Raw genomic sequence first — 21510 nt, forward strand, 5'->3', positions numbered from 1 at the left:
ATGACCACGCAAATATTAAAACTCATCACCCTCGCGATACTGGCCGCTGCCTGCAGCAAGGGAGGACAGCCAACGCCAGATAACAATAGCAAGAAAGCGCATACCTACTATGTATCGCCACAAGGAAATGATAATAACAGCGGCGCGCCGGAGCTGCCGCTAAAAACCATGAAAGCCGCATTGAACAAGGCGATGGCAGGAGATACCGTGGTAGCCCGCGGTGGTATTTATTATGAGCAGCTGGTGTTTCCGCACTCCGGTACCTCCGATGCGTGGATCACGGTAAAGGCCTATCCGGGCGAAAAGCCCGTGATAGATGGCAGTTATATCACGGTGGATGGCTGGAAATCCCTCGTCGCCATCAGCAATACCCGCTATCTTTCTCTCGAAGGTTTTGATATCTGCAATCTCATCTCCAATGCTTTCAATACCGATCCGGAAGGCATCGCCATCAACGGGGATTCTCATCATATCAACATCAAAAATTGCAATATTTACAATATCAAGAACGGAGCTACCTTGCAGAACTGGCGCAGTGCGCACGCCATACTGGTGATCGGCAATGGCAGCAGCGCTATCACTAACCTGCTCATCACCGGCTGTACGGTACACGACACCTGGACCGGTACGAGTGAAAACATCACTATCGGCGGCAATGTAGACGGATTCACGATCAGCCATAACAAAATATATCACACAGAAAATATCGGTATCATCATCGCGGATGGCGGCGGCCTTAACAAAGGCGGCGCGCCTGCTACCAACTTCGCGCGTAATGGCGTAGTGAGCGATAATGAGCTGTATAATGTGTCCATGAGCAATAGCGTGGATGTATGGGGCGCCAACAACTACGGGGCCATCGCTATCTATGTTTGCGGCGGTACTAATACGGTGGTGGAACGTAATATTGTACATGATTGCGACCGGGGCATCGGCATGGTCAGTGAAAATGATCTCTTCCCCACGAAAACAACGATCGTACGTAACAATTTTGTATACAACTGCTGGCGCACTGGCATCTATATGGGCGGTTACCTGAACTTCACGTCTGGCGGCACTTACGACTGCCAGGTGGTGAACAATACCCTTTTTCAGAATGATAAGGCAAGCGGCGCTTTCGGGGAGATAGAAGGAGAGATACGGCTTACTGAAAATTGCTTTAATAACGTTATCCGGAATAATATCGTATATGCGCGACCGGTAGATATCTTCATCCATAAATATACCAATACCGGTTCTGGTAATGTGATCGATAACAACCTGTATTTCACTACCGGCACACCGCAATGGTTGTGGAACAGCACTAATGGCGCTCCCATCGCAAGTTTTGATAGCTGGAAAACTACCAGCGGCGCGGATGCGGCATCTACCTACGGTGCAGATCCGCTGCTGGTAAGCACTTCACAGCCCGATCTGCACATTCAGCCATCCTCGCCTGCAAAGAACAGTGGCCTGGTGATCAGCGATGCCGTGAATGGCACAACGGATATCGACGGGAATCCGAGGGTGCAATCCGGAAAGATCAGCGAGGGCGCGCAACAATAAGCCAGGTAGATGATGTACTAACTAGCTGCGCATCACGCTGTCGTATATCTCTTCAAACCCTTGTCCTTTGTGGCTTTGCCAGCTGCCGGTAAATTTTGTTTCCACGCCTTTGAGCAGCTGGAGGGCGAGTTGTTTATCGTCCTCGCTGAGGTCGTGCATCATCATTTCTGCGAGCTGGCTGATGCGCTTGCGGCATTGTGTCATCACTTTTTCTCCCTTCCCGGTTACTTTCAGGCGCTTGGATCGCTTGTCATCCGGATCATCGTATTCCTTGAGGTAGCCCTGCTTCCTGAGGCGGTTGAGTTTATCGGCGCCGGTAGACAGCTCTTGCAGGGCGGCATAGATCGCTTCTGTTTTGCGGGGCTCATGTAGCAACATGATCGCATTGAGCAGGGCGTATTCGTCAATATTGGCGATGCCAGTGCCTTCCAGGGCGGCGGCAGCGTAGATGGTGTGTAGTTTAAAAATGCGGCCGATGGTCCGCATGAGCATGCCCGCACTGGTATTGGGCTGGTATTTGCCGGGCTTTGCGGCCGGCGGCTGTTGTTGCTGTGCGAGGTAGTGACGGCAGAAATCTTCAAGACTGGCTTCCGGGTGCTGCGTATCAAATGCGCCCCAGGCGGTGATCAGTGTAACAGCTTTGTTCATATAGTTATTGCGTTTCCGAAGTAAATTTACAAAAAGTACTTCGGAAATTTGGATATTACTACTGAATCGTTATATCTTTGTGTAGATTACTTCGGATCTGTTATACCTTCCTGTTACATCTGTTCACTTAAAAACTGAAATCAGATGTCTACACAAACCCTTTTTCAAAGCCTGTTGCTGTTGCATATTATCGGGCTATTACTGTTTGCCGGCACCACTGTGGTGGATGCGGTTATCTTCCGTCAATTCTGGAAACAATATGACCGGGGCAGAGCCGGCGCCGGTATTGTATTACAGGCGATGTCGCCATTTATGTTGCTGATGCGTGCAGGCATTGGCCTGATCATTCTCACGGGCGTAGGCATGATGGCGATGACCCATGGCGTATTTGGCGAGCAGCTATGGTTCCGTATCAAGTTCGGGCTGGTGTTGTTATTGATCATCAACGCACTGGCTTTCGGCGGCAGACAGCGCAACCGCTTGCAGAAAGCCATGGCAGCAGGGGATAGCAATACCAACGATATGGTACTATTGAAAGGCAGGCTCAATACATTTCATATCGTGCAGCTGGCATTGCTTTTTGTCGTGATATTACTAAGTGTTTTCAAATTTTCCTGATGCCTTACTTCATCAACTCCTGAAACGCATCTGCAAACTGTCCTACCTGGTAGCCATCTACCAGTGCATGATGCACATGTATGGATACCGGCATTACGCGCCGTCCATCTTTCTGGCTCATCTTGCCAAATGCGATCTTCGGGCAGCTGTCCGGGAAGGAGAAGCAACGCGCATGGGATACCGACGTGAAATTGAGCCAGGGCATGGCGCTGTAGTGGATCACATTTTCGCCGCTGGTGGCGGGCACAAGGCCGGTGCTTTGCTGCACCTGCTCAATCTCTTTACTGCTGTGTTCCACAAAGGTTGGCAGGTGGGCATGATAATTCATGTAGGCAAATCCGAAAGTGCCATCGGGCCGGTTGATGGTAGGCGAAGCATGTACTTCATCGTATAGCCACACCTGCCCCTCGTTGATGCGATAGCGGAACGCGGGGATGCTGTTAGCCGCCACCAGCGAGGCATGCAGGTAGTACAGGAAAAACGAAACGTCTTGCGCCTTCGCCCGTTCATAAGCGCCGGTACAATCTATCTCTATACAAACGCCAAAAAATGGTTCTTCAAACTGGCGGAAGAAATGGAAATGATCTTTTCTTGCCCAGGTATCTATATTCAGCAATTGTTTCATGATATCAGGTGTGGAAGGATGTCGGCAATGGCGTCCACTTTGAAGAATTTCGGATCTTCTACATTGTGGGTCACCTCTTCGTGTATCCAGGTGATATGATAGGGGATATGTATCGCATAAGCGCCGAGGGCCAGCACGGGCAGCACGTCAGATTTAAGGGAATTACCCAGCATCAGGAATTCTTCCGGCTTGCAATCGAGGTGGCGCAGCAGTTTCCGGTAGTCTTTTTCTTTTTTGTCGCTCATGATTTCGATGTGATGGAAATAATGAGAGAGGCCGGATTTGGTCAGTTTCCGTTCCTGATCCAGCAGATCGCCCTTGGTAGCTACTACCAGCTTGTATTTGCCATGCAGCGCCTGTAACACGGTTTCTACATGGTCCAGCAGCTCGATGGGTTTGTTGAGCATCTCCTGGCCGTATTCGATCACCTTTTGTATCAGCAGGGGATTGGCCGTATTTTCCGATACCCGCAGGATGGTTTCTATCATGCACAGCATCAAGCCCTTAATGCCGTAGCCATACAGCGGAAGGTTTTGCATCTCTGTTTTGAAAAGCTCCTGTGATACGCTGTGGTGCGGGAGATAGTCTTCCAGCAATTGTGCGAATTTGTCTTCTGTTTCGCGGAAATAAGGTTCATTCACCCACATGGTATCGTCAGCATCAAAAGCGATTACTTTAATATGGTTGATCATCATTATTTTTACATTTAAGGAGCTACAAATTACATCCCGTATGATTGAAAAGCGGGAAATTTGTCCCGGAGACAAATATGCTTAGAACAAATCTACCTTTATTATCTTTTATGGAGCAGTTCTCCGTTACGGCGGGGGGCAATACCATTTACCAGAAAACCTTTACGGCGGGATCGCTGTTTATCCGCCAGGGCAGCCATATACAGCATGCTTATGTCATAATGGATGGCATCAGTAAGTGTTATATTTCGGAAGATAACGGTAAAGACTATATTTTCGAATTTCTTGGCAAAGGAGAGATCGTTGGCGACCTGGAAGGCCTGCGTGGAACGCCCTGTCTCTGCAATGTGGAGGCAGTAACAGACCTCAGCGTGTATGTGATCCGTCAGGATGTATTTACCGCTATGGTCAATACCGAACCCGCTTTTAACCGTTTGCTGATGGAGAGCCTTGCCATCCGCTTGGGACAGACCTGCGAACGCGCTTCCTATCAACAACTCTATCCCATTGAATACGGTCTGCTCCGCCTTCTGATGCTGGCCGCCGATCAGCAAATTTCTTTCTCCAAAAAGGACCTTGCAGATTACCTCGGCATCACCGTCCGCAGCTTTAACCGCACCATCCGCCAGCTCCGCGAAAAAAACGTCATCAGCCTCGCCGGCTTGCGTATTGATATCGGAAAACGCGAGCTGGAAGCGCTGTTGAAGGCGTACGCGGAATAGCGCGAAGGTTGTCTGGCTCAGGATTATTTTGATTGAAAGGATTACCATGATTTTTTTTGCAGGATTAATAAGGATTAAAAAAGATTTTCGGGTAGATCTTCGCGAATCCTTTCTTAATCCTTATTAATCCTGCAAAAAAAAATCATGGTAATCCTTTCAATCAAAATAATCCTGAGCCAGACAACCTTCGCTTGTATCTTCTTTTATTTTTGCGTATCATTAAGTATTCCTATTTCACGTTATAAAGCAATACTTCATGAGAAAACTAAGTTTGTTCCTATTGCTGTTTGCCTTCACGCAGGTGCGTGCGCAGCAGGCGGGGAGCTTCAATGGCCTGGATATGAATCTGGGCAATATATTCCGTCTTTCTGATGCGCAAACGCGGTCCATTAGTCCGGAGAATTTTACGGGGGAGAAGGGCAAGGGCGGGATGGCCCGTCCGGAAGATCAGTCGAAGCCGAACCAGGCCAATGCGGCAGGCGCCGCACGCGAGCTGGGGCAAGGCTGGAAGGTGAATCCTTTTATCGTGATCAATCCAGGGCAAACGGTGACGCTCGCGGAGATCGACGGCCAGGGCGCTATTCAGCATATGTGGATGACGCCTACCGGCAACTGGCGTTATTCTATTTTGCGCATCTATTGGGATGATGAAAAAGAACCTTCCGTGGAAAGCCCTGTGGGCGACTTCTTCGGCATGGGATGGGGCGAATATGCCTTGCTTACATCCTTGCCGGTAGCCGTGAATCCTGGCAGCGCCTTCAACTGCTACTGGCCGATGCCCTTCCGGCGGAAATGCCGCATCACCATGGAGAACCTCGATAAAGACGCGATGCGCCTTTACTACCAGGTGGATTATACCCTCACCACTGTGCCGGACGATGCCGCTTATTTTCATGCGCAATTCCGCCGCAGCAATCCCAACACTACTTCTAACTATGTGATCGTTGATAACATCAAAGGTAAAGGCCAGTACGTAGGCGTATACCTGGCCTGGGGCGTTACAAACAATGGCTGGTGGGGAGAAGGAGAGATCAAATTTTTCATAGATGGCGATAACCGCTTTCCCACGATCTGTGGCACCGGCACCGAAGATTATTTCTGTGGCTCCTATAATTTCGACAGAGAAGGAAAGTATACGCCTTTCTGCACGCCTTATTCCGGGCTGCCGCAAGTGTTGAAGCCCGATGGTACGTACCGGTCGCAACAGCGCTTTGGCTTGTACCGCTGGCATATCATGGACCCGGTGCGTTTCGGCAAAGATCTGAAAGTAAGCATCCAGGACCTCGGCTGGCGGCACGACGGGCGCTATCTGCCGCAGCATTCTGATATCGCCTCGGTGGTATACTGGTATCAATCGGAGCCGCATCAACCTTTTCCGAAGCTGCCTTCAAAAGATATGTTGGAAGTGAACTGATAAAAAAATCCCCTCGCAGCAGCGGGGGATTTTTTATAATGGGATAGTGAAGTAGTTATATTAAAACCCCCAGCTGCGCATGGCCTTGAGGTCTTCTTTTGCGCTGGCCAATGGTGTTTTATCCTGATACGATTCCTGTTCAATGATGAAGTATTTGGTGCCGCCGGCTTGCAGGCCGAGCTTGATGATATCTTTCACGGGGATGATGCCTTTGCCCAGTACGGTGCTTTCATAGCCGCCGCCCATCTCTCCTTTGCCGGAGGATTTAATTTCATCTTTCACATGCATCAGTTCAAAGCGGTTGGGATATTTTTTGAGGATATCCATCGCGATGCCGCCGGCGTGGTACATGTTACCGATATCCAGCTGTTGTGCTACCAGCGATGGATCGGTATTTTGAAGGATCAGGTCGAAGAGCTTCCGGCCATTGAGTTCCGTGCTGAATTCAAAGTCGTGATTATGGTAGCCGAATTTCATGCCGGACTTTTTACAAAGTTCACCACATTTATTGAAAACGTCCATGTATGTTTTGAAGTCGTCGTAAGTTTTGCGCAAACTTTCATCGAGCCATGGGCTGATCACATAGTGCTGGCCCATGGCGGCGGCATCTTCTACGGTATATTTCCATTCGTCGGTGAAATCTTTTTTAGCGGCATCCCAATGTTGCGGGCGCAGTACGGTATGACCACTCGGCATTTTGAGGCCGAGACCCTTGAGCAGTTTTTTAAATTCCGTGGTGGTATAGCCATAGAATTTGCGGTTCACATAGTTGGCATGTTCTACGGTGGTATAGCCCATGGCGGCGAGTTGTTTGAGGGTGCCGGCAGGGTCTTTCTTCATATCGTCGCGAACAGAATACAGTTGGATGCCAGTGATGCCTTTGCCTTTGAAGGCCGCCTGCAAGGTAGCCGGGAGCAATGCCGCGCCGCCGATGGCGAGGCTGCTGTACTTCAGAAAATTTCTTCTTGATTCATTCATGAGCATGATAATTAAGATCGTGGAATTTATGATGGGTCGTTTACATCAGATTTAAATTTACGCATTAAGCGCCGGAATTGCAACCGGCAGGCAATAAAAAAATCCCGTCTTTACGGGATATAAGGCACGGGAAGAATGCAGTAAATTCAGTTATATTTTTAAACCCTGTAATACCCACTCACAATGAAGCACACAAACAGCAAAAAACTGCAATTAGGAAAGATCAAAGTTGCCACCCTGAACCCTGCTGCCACTGCCAAGCAGCCTAATCAGTTCATTAGCAACTCCAGCTGCATGCACGTTTGCCCTACCATCTGCTCGCAGCGCTGCCCGACATTTGACTGCTTCTGAGACGCGAAGCTTGTCTTGCTCAGGATTATTTTGATTGAAAGGATTACCATGATTTTTTTTGCAGGATTAATAAGGATTAAGAAAGGATTCGCGAAGATCTACCCGAAAATCTTTTTTAATCCTTATTAATCCTGCAAAAAAAAATCATGGTAATCCTTTCAATCAAAATAATCCTGAGCAAGACAAGCTTCGCGTTTTGTAATTTAAACGCACTGTATTATTTTCACTATGCGTTTAACTGATACTGCCTTTGCTCCACGATAATGAAAAGGATCTGTTGCTCTCCATTGCCAACGGAGATGAGCGATGCTTCCAGGTGCTTGTAACAAGGCACTGGCCGCAGGTGTATGGCACCGCCCTCCGGCTTACGCGCTCGCCGGAACAAGCCAGGGACCTGACACAAGATATCTTCATCAAATTATGGAGCCATCGCGCGCAATTGCCCGCAGTGGAGAATGTACCTGTCTTCATCTATGTATGTGCACGTAATCTCATCATGGATCACCTCCGCAAAAAAGTGCTGCATACTGATAATATCGACTCACTGATCGACCAGTTGGCTGACACGCCTTTCAGCAATGCGCAGTCGGGACTGGAATACAAAGAACTCGAAAATGTACTGATGCGCGCCATCGAACACCTGCCGGAAAAGGTGCGGGAAGTATTTGTGCTGCACCGCTTCAAAGGGATGAGCCACCAGCAGATTGCAAAGCAGCTGAATATTTCGGTGGTCAGCTCCCAGACCTATATCGTCCGTGCCTTGAGAAGCATACGGGAGTACCTGCAACGCCATACAGAAATTGTTTTTGCCCTGCTGTTGCTGCTTTCAGGGCCTTTTCAATAATTTTTTAAATTTTACTGTCTTACCCCCGGTCATGCTTCCGTCCTTATGTATGGAAGGCCGATAATTCCACTGTGATATGTCTGATACCACTTTCGAAACATTATTCAAAGGCTATATGAATGGCACGCTGGATGCCGAAGGTATCCGCCGTTTCCGGGCGATGGCCTTGCAAAGGGAATACCAGCAACAGCTGTCGCAATTGCTGGAGGCGGCTTTCAGCGATCCGGCCTATATAGAGCGGGGAGATGTGGATGCCGCCGAGATGGCCCGGGAGATCACCGCAAAGATCCGCCAGCAGGATGCCGCGATCGAGGAACTGCGCGCACCACGTAAGCCGCTGCTGCTCCGTTTCTGGGCGCCTTATGCCGCCGCAGCGCTGCTCTTTCTGCTGGTGGCTATAGGTACTTTGCTATGGCTGCCCATGAAACGCCGCGCTGTGCGCACTGCCGAACCGCCTGCATTGGCCATGATCACAAGACCCACGCTCACGCTGGGCGATGGCTCCAGCATCGCGCTTGATAGCCTCGCCAATGGTACCATCGCACAGCAGAACCATACCAGCATCGTGAAGCAAGGCAACGGCCAGCTGGCTTACCAGGCCAGCGGCAGCGATAGCGGCCTGTTGTTCAATACCCTGCAAACGCCGCCCGGTACCACCTGGCAGATCACCCTGCCCGATGGCTCACGGGTATGGCTAAACGCTTCTTCCGCCATCCGCTATCCTGCTGCCTTCACGGGCAAAAACAGGAGCGTGGGCCTCACCGGCGAAGCCTTCTTTGATATCGTGAAAGATGATAACAAACCCTTCATCGTCAACGCCAAAAATGTACAGACGCAGGTGCTCGGCACCGCCTTCAACGTGATGGCCTATCCTGATGAAGAGAGCGTGAACACCACGCTGGTACAAGGTTCCGTGAAAGTGAACAGCCGCCTCTTACAAGCCGGCGAACAGGCGCAGGTGAACAAAGAGGGCGGTCTCCTCATCACCCGGCCCAGCCTGGAAGAGATACTCGGATGGAAGAACGGAGAGTTCTATTTCCGCAACACCAATATCCGCAATATCATGCGCGAAGTAGCGCGCTGGTATGATGTAGACGTGAAGTATGAAGGCGATATGTCGGAGATCACCATGTCGGGCATCGTTTCCAGAACGGCTGAAATCACACAGTTGCTGAAAGCATTAGAAATGACCAAAATCGTACGGTTCAGGATAAACGGGCGAACAATTACTGTCTTGCCTTACAAGGCCGGCTGATCATTATTTTTTTAATTCGGAAAAGACTGCTGAGAACCGCCGGAGGCGCCGCCGGCAGGGCATCCTATGCAGTGATGAAAAACAGGTTTCCACGTTGTTATGATTGCTTCATGTAAAAAAAATCCACGACTGAAAAATATGAAATTCTTCCTGACATGGTTGCTGGCCGCGGCATTGCTGCTCACAGGCCCGCTGGCCTATGCACAAAAAGTTTCCGTGGCGGTAAAGAATATGCCGCTGGAAAAAGTATTCTCCCTGCTCAAACAGCAAACGGGCTATTCCTTCATCTGGCGCGGCGAACAACTGCCGTCGTCTTTAAAAGTCACACTTGATTACAAGAACGCGCCTTTACAACAGGTGCTCGACGCCTGCCTCGAAGGCCTTCCACTCACTTATGAGATCACCGACAAGATCGTGGTGATCACCAGGAAAGAAAATGCACCAAAAGAAAATCTGCAAACCACCAAAATGGCGGTGAACGGTATGATCATGGACGAAAAGGGCGCTCCGCTGCCAGGAGTAAGCATCCGCGTAAAAGGCACTACCACCGGCGTTACTACCGATGGCAATGGCAATTACTCCATCAGCGTGCCTTCAGAGAACAGCGTGCTGCAATGCTCTTATGTAGGCTTCGAATCCCGCGAGATACCTGTGGCCGGCCAGCGTACGATCAACATCGTGCTGAAACAAAAGAGCGCTTCGCTGAACGACCTGGTAGTAATAGGTTATGGCGTACAATCTAAAAAGAACATGACCTCTTCCGTATCGTCGATCAAGGGCAGCGAGCTGACCGGCATCGCCGTAACCAGCCTGGACGCTGCATTGCAGGGCAAGGCGCCCGGCGTGCAGGTGGTACAGAACTCCGGCGCTCCCGGCGATGAAACGTATATCCGTATCCGTGGTAACGGCTCCCTCTTCGGGGAGAACAGGCCGCTGTATGTGATCGATGGCGTACCGATGAGTAATCTCCCGGCCGCGCAGTATGGCATCTCCGGCGATGGACAAAGGATCGCGACCACCAATAACATCAACCCGAATGATATACAGTCGGTAGAGATATTGAAAGATGCCGCCGCCACCGCCATCTACGGCTCCCGCGGGGCAAATGGCGTAGTGCTCATCACCACCAAAAGAGGAGCGGAAGGCAAGTCGAGATTTAATTTCAGCATGTACACCGGCGTGGCCAATATCCCGAAACGCCTGCCATTGCTGAGTGGCGACCAGTTCGTGGACCTCTTCAACGAATCCCGCACCAATGCCAACCTGCCGCTTGATCCGGCCATCGTGAAAACAGGCCGTAATACTGATTGGCAGGATGCCATCTTCAGAAATGCGCCGGTATCGGATTATAACATCTCTGTATCTGGCGGTACGCCTAAAACATCCCACTACGTATCACTGGGCTATCTCGATCAAACAGGTACCATCGTGGGCGTTCAACACTATAAACGTTTCAATGGCCGTGTGAACTTCGATTTTGCCGCTACCGACAAACTCAAAATAGGCGTGAACCTCACCGGGGTGCACAGCATCAACAACCGTATGGACAATAGCTTCTCCGGACAATCTGTACTCGCGCTGGCATTGATCGAAAATCCGAATGACCCGATCTATAATCCTAACGGTAGCTACTATACGGACCCTAACCGCCACTGGACCAACCCGGTGATGATCGCCAACAACCTGCGATTTCAGTCGATCGTGGATAGTTATATCGGCAACGTGTATGGCGAATACACCATCCTGCCTGGCCTGAAATTCAGGACCAGCTTTGGTTTCGATAACCAGCATGTAACCGACGACCGCTATCAGTCCAAACTGGTGAACAACGGAACTGCCGCCAGCGGCTTTGTATCTGTGTTCTCTCAATTCCTCTGGATCAATGAAAATACTTTGTCGTATGCGCCGGAGTTGAAAGGGAAACATAAATTGACGATCCTGCTGGGCGAAAGCTCACAGGAGGCGGCTGTGCGCAGGATCGGCGTTTCCGGCAATACCAATTCTACCGATATCATACAGGCGGTGACGGGCTTCACTACTTTGTCGTCGCCGCTGGATTACCGCTCGCAATGGGGCCTGGTATCTTATTTCGGCAGGGCTTCTTATAACTATGGCGATCGTTACCTGCTGGAAGGCGTGCTGCGCACAGATGGTTCGTCACGCTTCGGCGCCAATAAAAAATATGGCTTCTTTCCTTCCATATCAGCGGGCTGGCGTGTGATCAATGAATCTTTCATGAAAGGACAGCATATTTTCACCGACCTGAAACTCCGCGGCAGCGTGGGGGTTACGGGTAATAACGAAGGATTGGGTAATGACTTCCCTTCACTTGCTACCTATTCTACCGGGTACAATTACGGTAATGAAGCGGGCATTGCTGCTACCTCTTTATCGAACCGCGACCTGAGCTGGGAAGCTACCACGGCTACCAACCTTGCCCTGGATATGTCTTTCCTCGATAACCGCATCAACGTAACAGCGGAAGTATACCGCAAGGTCACCAACCGCCTCATCTTCAAGCTGGACCTGCCTTATACGTCGGGCTTCTTCCGTACCAATGGCGCAAATATCGGGCAGCTGATGAACAAAGGCCTGGAGATCGGCATCAATACAGAGAATATCCGCGGCGCCTTTACCTGGAACACGAATTTCAATTTATACTTCAACCGCAACAAGATTACGAGCTTACCTGAAACGGTGGCAGGAGATCCCTCCAGCTCCGATTTTACTGAAAGTTTGCCTGGCTCTTTCAATACCAGTTTGCCTACCAGCATTTTTCGTGTAGGTGAGCCCGTTGGGTCGTTCTTTGGTTATCGTAACAAAGGCGTGGACCCGGCTACAGGAAATATGATCTATGATGATATTAATAAAGATGGCAAGATCACGGCAGCAGACCGGGTGATCCTTGGCAATGCCTTACCCGATTTCACAGGCGGCCTCACCAATACATTCGGCTACAAAGGTTTTGATCTGAGTTTCTTCTGGTACTGGTCGTATGGTAACAAGGTGTACAACCAAACCCGCAGCATGCTGGAACGCATGAGCAGTTACAATAACGGTGACGCCAACACGCTGAGAAGATGGACGGCCGCCAATACCCATACAGACGTGCCCAAGGCGGTTTTCAACGATCCAGTTACGCCGGGCAGTTTAACGAACGGAGAAGTATCGCAGCGCTTTGTAGAAGATGGTTCTTTCCTGCGGATGAAGAATATCACCTTCGGTTATTCCCTGCCTGCCGCCTGGCTCAAACATGTAAAGATCAGCAGTGCGAGGGTATATGTGAGCGCGCAAAATCTCTTCCTGATCACCAACTATTCCGGTTATGATCCGGAATCACAGAACCAGTCTGTGAAGAACTCGCAACTGGGTATCGACTGGGCCGTACAGCCGCAGCCACGCACATTCCTGGCCGGTTTAAACGTGAATTTCTAAAAGCAGCACCATGAAAAGGACCACATTATTTTTGATAGCATTGGCATTTGTTTCCTGCACAAAAGTGCTGAACCAGGTGCCTGAATATACGATCGCAGACGAGAATTTCTGGCAAACCGGCAACGACGCCGAGAGCGCCGCAGTGGGCATCTATCCGGCAGTACAGAGCATTGCCATGCAGTTCCCGGTGGCATTTGACGCCGCCTCCGATGCGGCTACTGCCTTGCAGATCAACTATGCGCCTTTTAGTCAGCATGGCATCCCGGTGGATAATCCCGTGGTGGCCTCGTACTGGCAGAATAACTATACCGGTATCGGTCGGGCCAACGATCTGCTGAAACATGTGCCTGGCATGCGCGACAGCCTCTTCATCGGTAACCGCAAACAGGAGCTGATTGGCGAAGCCCATTTTTTGAGGGCCTACTTTTATTACAACCTGGTAAAAGCATTTGGCGCGGTGCCTTTGGTGCTGGAGCCATATACTTCTTTCAATGCCGACTTCACCATCGCGCGTACTGCTGTAGATTCCGTTTACAAACAGATCATTGCCGATCTGCGCATCGCTGAAACCAGCTTGCCGCCTACGTTTTCCGCTGTGGTAGATACCCGTGGCCGTGCCTCGCAGGGCGGCGCCAAAGCTTTGCTGGCAAAGGTATACCTGAGTGTGAAAAATTATGATTCTGCCGCTGCAAAAGCATTGGATGTGATCAACAGCCCGGTATACACATTGGCGAGCGGCGCCGCTGCTTACAGCAATATGTTTTCTGTGAATGGCAAGAACAGTTCCGAAGCTATTTTTGAAATACAATATGTCAATGCCGCGCAACAAAGCAATGGGCTTTTCAGTTTGTATATGCCCGTAAACGGTATCCCGGCTGCAAAGCAGCAGGGTAGCTATCAGATTGCACCTACCACGAAGATCATCAACCTGTACGAACCGGGAGATATCCGCAAGGCGGCGGCTTTAGGCATGAGCACCGGCAATCCCGCCGTGCCTTATGTCAACAAGTACGGCCGCCTTACCAGTGGTACCGAACCAGATATCATTGCATTACGACTGGCGGATATTATGCTGGTGCGTGCAGAAGCCTTGAATAGTCTTGGCCGCCAGACGGAAGCTATCGATCTTTTGAACAGGATTCGCCGTCGTGCCTTTGCCTTGCCGCTGGATGCGCCTTCTGCGCATGACTTCCCCGCCAATGGTGAAACAGATCTCGCATTAGCGATCGAGAACGAGCGTTTCAAAGAGCTGGCTTTTGAAGGCCATCGTTTCTATGACCTGGTACGTACCGGCAGAGCAAACGCCGTACTGGGCATTAGCAATGATCAAACGCTGTGGCCTATACCTTTACGCGAGATCGGACGTAACCCGCGGCTGGTGCAGAATCATGGTTATTAACCCGCCGGGCTACCAATATATCGCCCCTACGGGGCGAGGTTGGCGGTATCCTGCATTTCGGCTACCAATATTATGCCCCTACGGGGCAATATGTTGGTAACAAAACATTTGATCCGCCATATTGCGACCCATCGGGGCGATATATTGGTAGCAAAACATTTGATCCGCCATATTACGCCCATCGGGGCGATATATTGGTAGCAAAACATTTTGATCCGCCATATTGCGCCCCATCGGGGCGATATATTGGTAGCAAAACATTTTGATCCGCCATATTGCGCCCCATCGGGGCGATATATTGGTAGTAGCAAAACATTTTGATCCGCCATATTAGGCCCCATCGGGGGCGATATATTGGTAGCAAAACATTTGATCCGCCATATTGCGCCCCATCGGGGCGATATATTGGTAGCAAAACATTTTGATCCGCCATATTGCGCCCCATCGGGGCGATATATTGGTAGCAAAACATTTGATCCGCCATATTACGCCCCATCGGGGCGATATATTGGTAGCAAAACATTTGATCCGCCATATTACGCCCATCGGGGCGATATATTGGTAGTAGCAAAACATTTTGATCCGCCATATTAGGCCCCATCGGGGGCGATATATTGGTAGCAAAACATTTGATCCGCCATGTTACGCCCCATCGGGGCGATATATTGGTAGCAAAACATTTTAATCCGCCATATTACGCCCCATCGGGGCGATATATTGGTAGCAAAACATTTTAATCCGCCATATTACGCCCCATCGGGGCGATATATTGGTAGCAAAACATTTTGATCCGCCATATTACGCCCCATCGGGGCGATATATTGGTAGCAAAACATTTTGATCCGCCACATTGCGCCCCATCGGGGCGATATATTGGTAGCAAAACATTTTAATCCGCCATATTACGCCCCATCGGGGCGATATATTGGTAGCGAAACATTTGATCCGCCATATTACGCCCATCGGGGCGATATATTGGTAGCAAAACATTTTAATCCGCCATGTTACGCCCCATCGGGGGCGATATATTGGTAGCAAAACATTTTAATCCGCCATATTGCGCCCCATCGGGGCGATATATTGGTAGCAAAACATTTTGATCCGCCACATTGCGCCCCGTAGGGGCGATATATTGGTAGGGGTGAAATAACAAAATCTTCATATCGCCATTTTAAATACGAAATCTTTTTATCAGTCTAAATTTTAAAAAGATGAAAAAAATTCTATCCCTCTATTTGTTGCTGACAGCGTCGGCAAGTACTATCTATGCCCAGTACACTACTACCTGGGTGGGAAATACCTATCCCGATGTAGCCAACCACGTAGGCAACTGCGCCCGTTCCATGTGGGTATCGCCGGAAGGCGTGGTATATACGGCCTCCCTCTGGGATGAAAAGGCACGTAACATTGGTATCTATCAAAATGGCGCTGTTCTCGGTTCGATGGGCGGCAACAAAGACTCGCAAGGCAGTGCCATCGGTGGCGATGACACTTATATTTTTACGGCACAGCAGGCGCCCAACAGCGGCAAGATCGGGCGTTACAACCGCGCTACCAAAGTGCGCGATCTGCTCTTTGCCGCCAGCGCCGGCACCGTGGATGCGGTGCGTGGTATCGCCGTATCCGCCGGCCGCGTGTTTGCGACAGATTCTGCGGGCAACCGTGTTGCGGTGTTCACCACCGGCGGCGTATTTATCCGCCAATGGCCGGTGGCCAATCCCGGCGCTATTGCGGTAGACAGCTCCGGTAATGTATGGGTAGCGCAACCTGCCGCCGGCGCCGTGCTGCAATTCGATTCTACCGGCGTGCCAGGTGTTAGCATCGCGATGGGCGCCAGCGCAAGGCCTTCGGCCTTGTATGCAGACAGCGCCCGCGGCGAACTGCTGATCGGCGACCAGGGACCTGACATGAATATCAAAATTTACAATAACCTAACGGGAACGCCTGTACTGAGTAGCACCTTCGGCGATACCGGCGGTTATCTTAATGAAGTGACTGGCATCCGTGGCCAGACCGGCCCTAAACGTTTCACCCGCGTAGTGGGCATCGGACGTGATAAAGCCGGCAATCTTTATGTGCTCAACAATCCCTGGGGCGGCACCTGGGACCTGGGCCGCAATGGCGCTACCGACATCCATTGTTACAATGGCGCCGGCAATTTACAATGGACCCTGCAAGCCCTCAACTTTGAAGGCAATGCTTCCGCCGATGCCGGCACCGATGGTCAGGACCTCTACAGCGGTAATATCATTTATACTTACAACGGTACCGATGGCGGCGTGTACAAAGCCAATACGGTTGATCCTTACCGCTATCCGCAGGATGCCCGCATCCAGTGGAGCGATCATTCCCGTGGCGAACATTTCGGGCATCTCGCGAATGTAGGCGGTCATAAGATACTAGTGGCCTGTAACCAGAATGCAGACATCTTCTATACTTATTATTTCAACCCCGCCACAGACGGCTATATCGCTATCCCCGGCGACACCATTTCCAAAGTGCGCAATGGCTTCTGCCTGGATTCTCTCGGCGGCCTCTGGGTTTCGCTGGATAAAACCAATGCAATCCAATATTATCCGCTCACCGGTTTCGCGGCCAATGGCAAACCAATCTGGGGGCCGGTGGTATCTACGCCAACACCTGCGTCTATTGCCAGGTTGAACCGCATTGAATACATTCCCGCGAGCGATGTGATGGTGCTGGCCGGCGGTAATACCGACTGGACGCTGATAGGCAACAGGATCGAAGTATACCGCGGCTGGCTGGCCGGCAACCGCACGCCCAACCTGGTGATCACGCTGAGCCGCGCACAGGCCAAGTCCATGTCTGCCGCAGGCAATTATCTTTTTGTAGGTTATTATGCTATTCCTGATATCGACGTGTTTGATCTGACTACCGGTACGCTGGTGCTCACCATGACCTCCAGCAACGCCGTGTATGTAGGCAACGACGTGGATTCTGAATACGGCATCAAAGCGTATCATCGCAGCAATGGAGAATATTACATCACCAAAGATGATTACAATGGCAACAAGATCGTGCTGCATCGCTGGACGCCGGCAGTGGCGCCGGCGGCGGCCGACAGCATAGCGCATCCCGCAGCTACGGAGGCCAGGTTACTGGTATTTCCAAACCCCACGACTGATGTATTGCATATCACACTCAAACAAAGCAAGGTGCAGCAGTTGCGATGTAATATCTACGATCTCTCCGGTAAATTGATCAGCACTACACATCTGCAAAATAACGGGCAGTTGCAGGTAGATGTAAGCCGTTTGCCCGTAAACGCTTATGTACTCATACTTTCAGACGCTGCCACCGGCAAGGTGGTAGGACAAAGAAAATTTATCCGACAATAATTTATGAAGAGAGGTACCGGTATGCTGATGCTCGCGATGATCGTCAGTTTCAATAGCATGGCACAGATGAAAGCGCCACAGGAATGGGTGAATTATGAACAGGTGTTTGGCGTGAAGAATAATCAGCGGCAATACGATTATGATGTAACGGTGATCCGTTCTTCCACGCACAGCAATGTGCTGTGGCCGGGAGAGCAGCCATCTTACACCTTACAGATAGTGAACCATCTCAAAGCGCCGCTGGTAGCCGATGGCAGGATAGACGTGATCAGCTATGGCACCCGCGGAAGGCCTGGTGATATATGGCTGCCCGAGGTGGTGAAATTAAAGGAGATAGCATCGATACCGGTAAAGATAAAGATAGCGGCAGATGGATATGTGAACATCGATCAGGCGCCGGAGATACCCGATACCTTTGGTGGTTATGCGCTGGTGATGGACCTCGGCCGCTATGGCCGTCGTTTGGTGACCAGCCTGGTGCGCACTTATGCCGCCTCGCCCAAAAGGATACAGTATCCGAAGCAGTCGCTCGATGACATGGGCGCCGACTTCCTGCAACGTGTAGGCGTACAGGCGATACGTATGGGCGTGGATTATACGCCTACTACCGCCGACGACTATACGCAAAAGATGCAGGAGATAGACCGTAAGCTGAAAGAGTACCAGTCGAAGAACATCACGGTATTGCTGATGTTCGGCGCTGGCAGCGCTCCGCAGCCGCTGGGCCGGCCGCGCGCTTTCCTCGACTCGGCACATGTGATGAAGAAGACCAAACAGGATTATGTGTGGCTGCCTTCGTATGATGATGATTTCCGCCGTTTTGTAAACCGCCTCTGTACACAATACGGATGGCCCAAAGGGCCTGTAACAGCTGTGAGCTTATGGAATGAGCCATGGGAAGGACTTTCCATCTCCGGCTGGCAGGCTGATATTCCACGTTATCGCGAGATCTATAGAGCGATGGCAAACGCGGTACTGGATGCCCGGAAAACAGGAGCCGACGTGCTCGTAGGTGGCGGCGATTCCAATTCCAATGCCTGGGATAAACTCTTCGCAGATGGCAAGATGACCTTTCTACCCATCTTCGATTTTTGTTCTATTCATTACCAGGGAATTGAATCGCCGGCTATCTATCCGGAATGGATACAGCGGCAATCGCCCCGTGGCCGCGTGAAAATATGGGACACCGAAAGCTGGGTGGGTAATACCGATGATCGTATAGGCCTCAGCGTAGCCACCTGCCGCTCCGCCGGATACGACCGCTCCATGGGCATTTACGCCGGATATATGTACACCGGCGGCCGTGGCGGTGAACACTTCACGGTAAAAGAACGTACGCCATCCGGCATCAGGGAGATCGACCGCATACCTGATACCTGGTCGCCCGCTGCGGCCCTAGGCGCTGTGCAACACCTGGTAGGAGAGCGTAACTTCAAAACATTACTTTTTACCAAAGGACTGCCCTGGATCATGGTGTTCGATGGCGAACAAGCCGCGGATGACGGCACTGCCGTAGTGTGTGGAGATATTGGAGAAGCTTTCGGCCCGGAGCATGTGCTTTTCCGCAATGTGCGCGGCCTGTCTGAAATCGCGGCGAAGGAAAAGATCAGGGCCGCCATCGCCGCAGGAGCGCCGGTGAGCGATAGCCTGCAACAATTACTCAATAGCTGGCAGCCGCTGAGCGGGGGAGAGCTGACCCTGCCCGACGACTCACGGTTCCGGCTATACGATTTTTATGGCAACCGCATGCCGTCTGCCAATGGCCACCTGCGCGTTCCGCTCAACAGTCAGGGATACTACCTGCGTACCGATGGCTCCAAAGGCTCGTTTGCCGCTTTGCTATCTGCCCTCAAAACCGCCCGCATCAAGGGTTATGAACCGGTAGAGATCATCCCTAGAGATATGACCGCCCGCATCAGCGAATCGCCGGTGATGCCGCTGCAACTCACGAATATCCTCAATCGTCCGATACAGGCGAAATTGCAGGTGTCCTTAGCCGGCCTGCAAACCGATGCACCGGCGAGTATTACACTGGCGCCGCATGAAACGAAAACCATCCCGGTGAAGATCACCGGCGGCACAGCCGCTGCCAACAATACCTATCATCTCCGTGTGCACCTCGATGCCGGCGCCGATGGCATCGCCGTACAGGAAGAAGATATGCATGTGAACACGATATCACGCTTACGCATATACGTAGATGGAAAATTAGACGACTGGGCAAGCGCCCTGCCGCAAACCGTGAGCAGCAAAGGCGCCGCGGTGGTGAGCCTGACCGAGGCGGCCTGGTATCCGTTTAAAAACTTTGATACCAAAGCTACCGGTTATGCCACCGGCTATTTCGCCTACGACGAACATAATTTTTACTTTGCCGCGAAAGTGGCCGACAGCACGCCGCATCCGGGCGCCTATCGTTTTGAGCAGCGCCCGGACGACGAGTTCTTTTATCCCGATACCGCCTATGCGATGGATATGCAGCGTGCCCTGCTCAGCAAGGAGAGCGCTGTGCCAGTCGCGATGCAGGACAGCTCCGCATTGCAACACCCGCAGGGCGATGGCCGTATCCTGCGCTATCTCGAAAACGGCGATAACACGAACAGCTTTGGCATTAGTTTGCAATTGCCGCCGGGCCGTGTTATGCAGGCAGCCCTGTACCTGCCCAACCTGCGCGTATCCGGTGCAGCGATGGAAGTGTATGACAGCAGCGGCCGGCAACTGTTGCAAAGGAATATCGGAAATCTCTGGAATGGCGCCTGGGAAGTGTTGCGCCTGTCAGGCAAAGTACGTATCGTATTGCATAGCTATGGCTGGTGGTATACTGTTAAGCTCGGCGCCATACTGCTTGATGACTTGCCCGGCGAAGCCAGCGGCAATACTGCCTCTCTGATAAAAGAAGATTTCGACACGCGCGGCAACTGGAAAAACGTATATGGCCGCGCGGGATATTATTTTCCCGGCTTGGCCACACAACTGCCGTCCGGTGTGGCTTTGCTGCCATTGCAGGAAGAAGTGAAATGGCCATTGATATGGCCGGCAGGCGTGCGGCATTTCACTTATCAGAAGAATCCCGTTACGCCGGATAATTCCGGTTTGGGTTATGCCTACGACAATGTGCTGCTGGCTTTCAACGTGCTGCCTGAAGGCCAGGATGGTATGCTGGCTTGTCCGCCCGGCACGATGCCGCGCTACACAGGATATAAATGCACTGATTACGAATACGCCCTCAATCCCGTAGCGGAGCGTTATGGCGGCGGAACGGAGATCTGGCGCCTGCTGGCGCCGGGCATGAACCGCAAACACTTTTTCCCGCGGCAGCCGAAGTCGGCACAGGAAGGTCCGGTGAAGAAGGGGCAGCTGGTTATCCGCCGTGAAGGCAACACGGTTATCACCGAATGCGCCATCCCCTGGGAAGAGCTACCCGACGTGAAAGCCGCGCTGGATGCCGGTCGCCGCGTGAAGCTTTCCTTCCGTGTGAATGATAATGGCGCCCCTGGCAGCTGTATGGAACTGGCCAGGGACCGGAGTGTATCTAAACTGAATGCACGTGCCTTTCATCCTGACTGGAAAGTGCATTGGGCGAATGAGGTGGAGTTTGAGTTTGAGAAGAAATGACGGATAATCTGCT

16 protein-coding genes are annotated in these 21510 nt (G+C 51.3%); 11 read left to right on the top strand and 5 right to left on the bottom strand.

All coding sequences use genetic code 11. The features are described 5' to 3' along the window. Positions 1-1545, top strand: a complete 1545-nt coding sequence (locus FPG75_RS07835; protein WP_143306206.1) for a right-handed parallel beta-helix repeat-containing protein — start codon at positions 1-3, stop codon at positions 1543-1545. A gap of 21 nt (positions 1546-1566) precedes the next feature. Here the strand turns inward: FPG75_RS07835 and FPG75_RS07840 are convergent, their stop codons facing one another. Further along, entirely contained in the window at positions 1567-2193 is a 627-nt protein-coding gene (locus FPG75_RS07840; RefSeq protein ID WP_143306207.1) for a MarR family winged helix-turn-helix transcriptional regulator, read from the bottom strand. 144 nt (positions 2194-2337) lie between these two features. Here FPG75_RS07840 and FPG75_RS07845 point away from each other — a divergent pair, with 144 nt between their 5' ends. Further along, positions 2338-2811: a hypothetical protein gene (locus FPG75_RS07845; protein ID WP_143306208.1), complete on the top strand. Its 474-nt coding sequence runs from the start codon at positions 2338-2340 to the stop codon at positions 2809-2811. Between the two features lie 4 nt (positions 2812-2815). Here the strand turns inward: FPG75_RS07845 and FPG75_RS07850 are convergent, their stop codons facing one another. Continuing rightward, entirely contained in the window at positions 2816-3436 is a 621-nt protein-coding gene (locus FPG75_RS07850) for a chloramphenicol acetyltransferase (protein ID WP_143306209.1), read from the bottom strand. Continuing rightward, on the bottom strand, positions 3433-4131 hold the full coding sequence (locus tag FPG75_RS07855; protein WP_236652745.1) for an HAD family hydrolase: 699 nt from the start codon (positions 4129-4131) through the stop codon (positions 3433-3435). The genes FPG75_RS07850 and FPG75_RS07855 overlap by 4 nt, the downstream gene beginning before the upstream one ends. Before the next feature lie 107 nt (positions 4132-4238). Between FPG75_RS07855 and FPG75_RS07860 the strand changes: the two genes are divergently transcribed. Both FPG75_RS07860 and FPG75_RS07865 read left to right on the top strand, forming a co-directional pair. Beyond that, the gene (locus FPG75_RS07860) at positions 4239-4850 is read left to right on the top strand and encodes a Crp/Fnr family transcriptional regulator (protein WP_201747907.1); all 612 of its coding nucleotides are present in this window, start codon (positions 4239-4241) and stop codon (positions 4848-4850) included. Between the two features lie 256 nt (positions 4851-5106). Then, entirely contained in the window at positions 5107-6264 is a 1158-nt protein-coding gene (locus FPG75_RS07865) for a glycoside hydrolase family 172 protein (RefSeq protein WP_143306211.1), read from the top strand. 60 nt (positions 6265-6324) lie between these two features. Here FPG75_RS07865 and FPG75_RS07870 read toward each other — a convergent pair whose 3' ends face one another. Further along, positions 6325-7242: a TIM barrel protein gene (locus tag FPG75_RS07870; RefSeq protein ID WP_143306212.1), complete on the bottom strand. Its 918-nt coding sequence runs from the start codon at positions 7240-7242 to the stop codon at positions 6325-6327. 183 nt (positions 7243-7425) lie between these two features. On the opposite strand from FPG75_RS07870, the gene FPG75_RS25980 reads away from it, so the two are divergent. The 5 genes from FPG75_RS25980 to FPG75_RS07890 all read left to right on the top strand — a co-directional run bounded on the left by FPG75_RS25980 (position 7426) and on the right by FPG75_RS07890 (position 14526). Then, a complete protein-coding gene (locus FPG75_RS25980) occupies positions 7426-7593 on the top strand; it encodes a hypothetical protein (protein WP_161596718.1) in 168 nt (55 codons plus the stop codon). Positions 7594-7843: 250 nt separating this feature from the next. Beyond that, the gene (locus FPG75_RS07875) at positions 7844-8437 is read left to right on the top strand and encodes an RNA polymerase sigma factor (RefSeq protein WP_161596719.1); all 594 of its coding nucleotides are present in this window, start codon (positions 7844-7846) and stop codon (positions 8435-8437) included. Between the two features lie 76 nt (positions 8438-8513). Continuing rightward, positions 8514-9692, top strand: coding sequence for a FecR family protein (locus FPG75_RS07880; protein ID WP_143306214.1), 1179 nt, complete (start codon positions 8514-8516; stop codon positions 9690-9692). A gap of 138 nt (positions 9693-9830) precedes the next feature. Further along, a complete protein-coding gene (locus tag FPG75_RS07885; RefSeq protein WP_161596720.1) occupies positions 9831-13127 on the top strand; it encodes a TonB-dependent receptor in 3297 nt (1098 codons plus the stop codon). A 10-nt stretch (positions 13128-13137) separates the two neighbouring features. Continuing rightward, complete coding sequence (locus FPG75_RS07890) at positions 13138-14526, top strand: RagB/SusD family nutrient uptake outer membrane protein (RefSeq protein WP_143306216.1); 1389 nt, start codon at positions 13138-13140, stop codon at positions 14524-14526. Positions 14527-14698: 172 nt separating this feature from the next. Here FPG75_RS07890 and FPG75_RS07895 read toward each other — a convergent pair whose 3' ends face one another. Further along, entirely contained in the window at positions 14699-15127 is a 429-nt protein-coding gene (locus FPG75_RS07895; protein WP_143306217.1) for a hypothetical protein, read from the bottom strand. Between the two features lie 610 nt (positions 15128-15737). On the opposite strand from FPG75_RS07895, the gene FPG75_RS07900 reads away from it, so the two are divergent. Next, a complete protein-coding gene (locus tag FPG75_RS07900; protein WP_161596721.1) occupies positions 15738-17885 on the top strand; it encodes a T9SS type A sorting domain-containing protein in 2148 nt (715 codons plus the stop codon). Positions 17886-17888: 3 nt separating this feature from the next. After that, entirely contained in the window at positions 17889-21497 is a 3609-nt protein-coding gene (locus FPG75_RS07905; RefSeq protein ID WP_143306218.1) for a DOMON domain-containing protein, read from the top strand. Positions 21498-21510: the final 13 nt, after the last annotated feature.

The sequence above is a fragment of the Chitinophaga vietnamensis genome, assembly GCF_902167635.1.
GTDB lineage: Bacteria > Bacteroidota > Bacteroidia > Chitinophagales > Chitinophagaceae > Chitinophaga > Chitinophaga vietnamensis.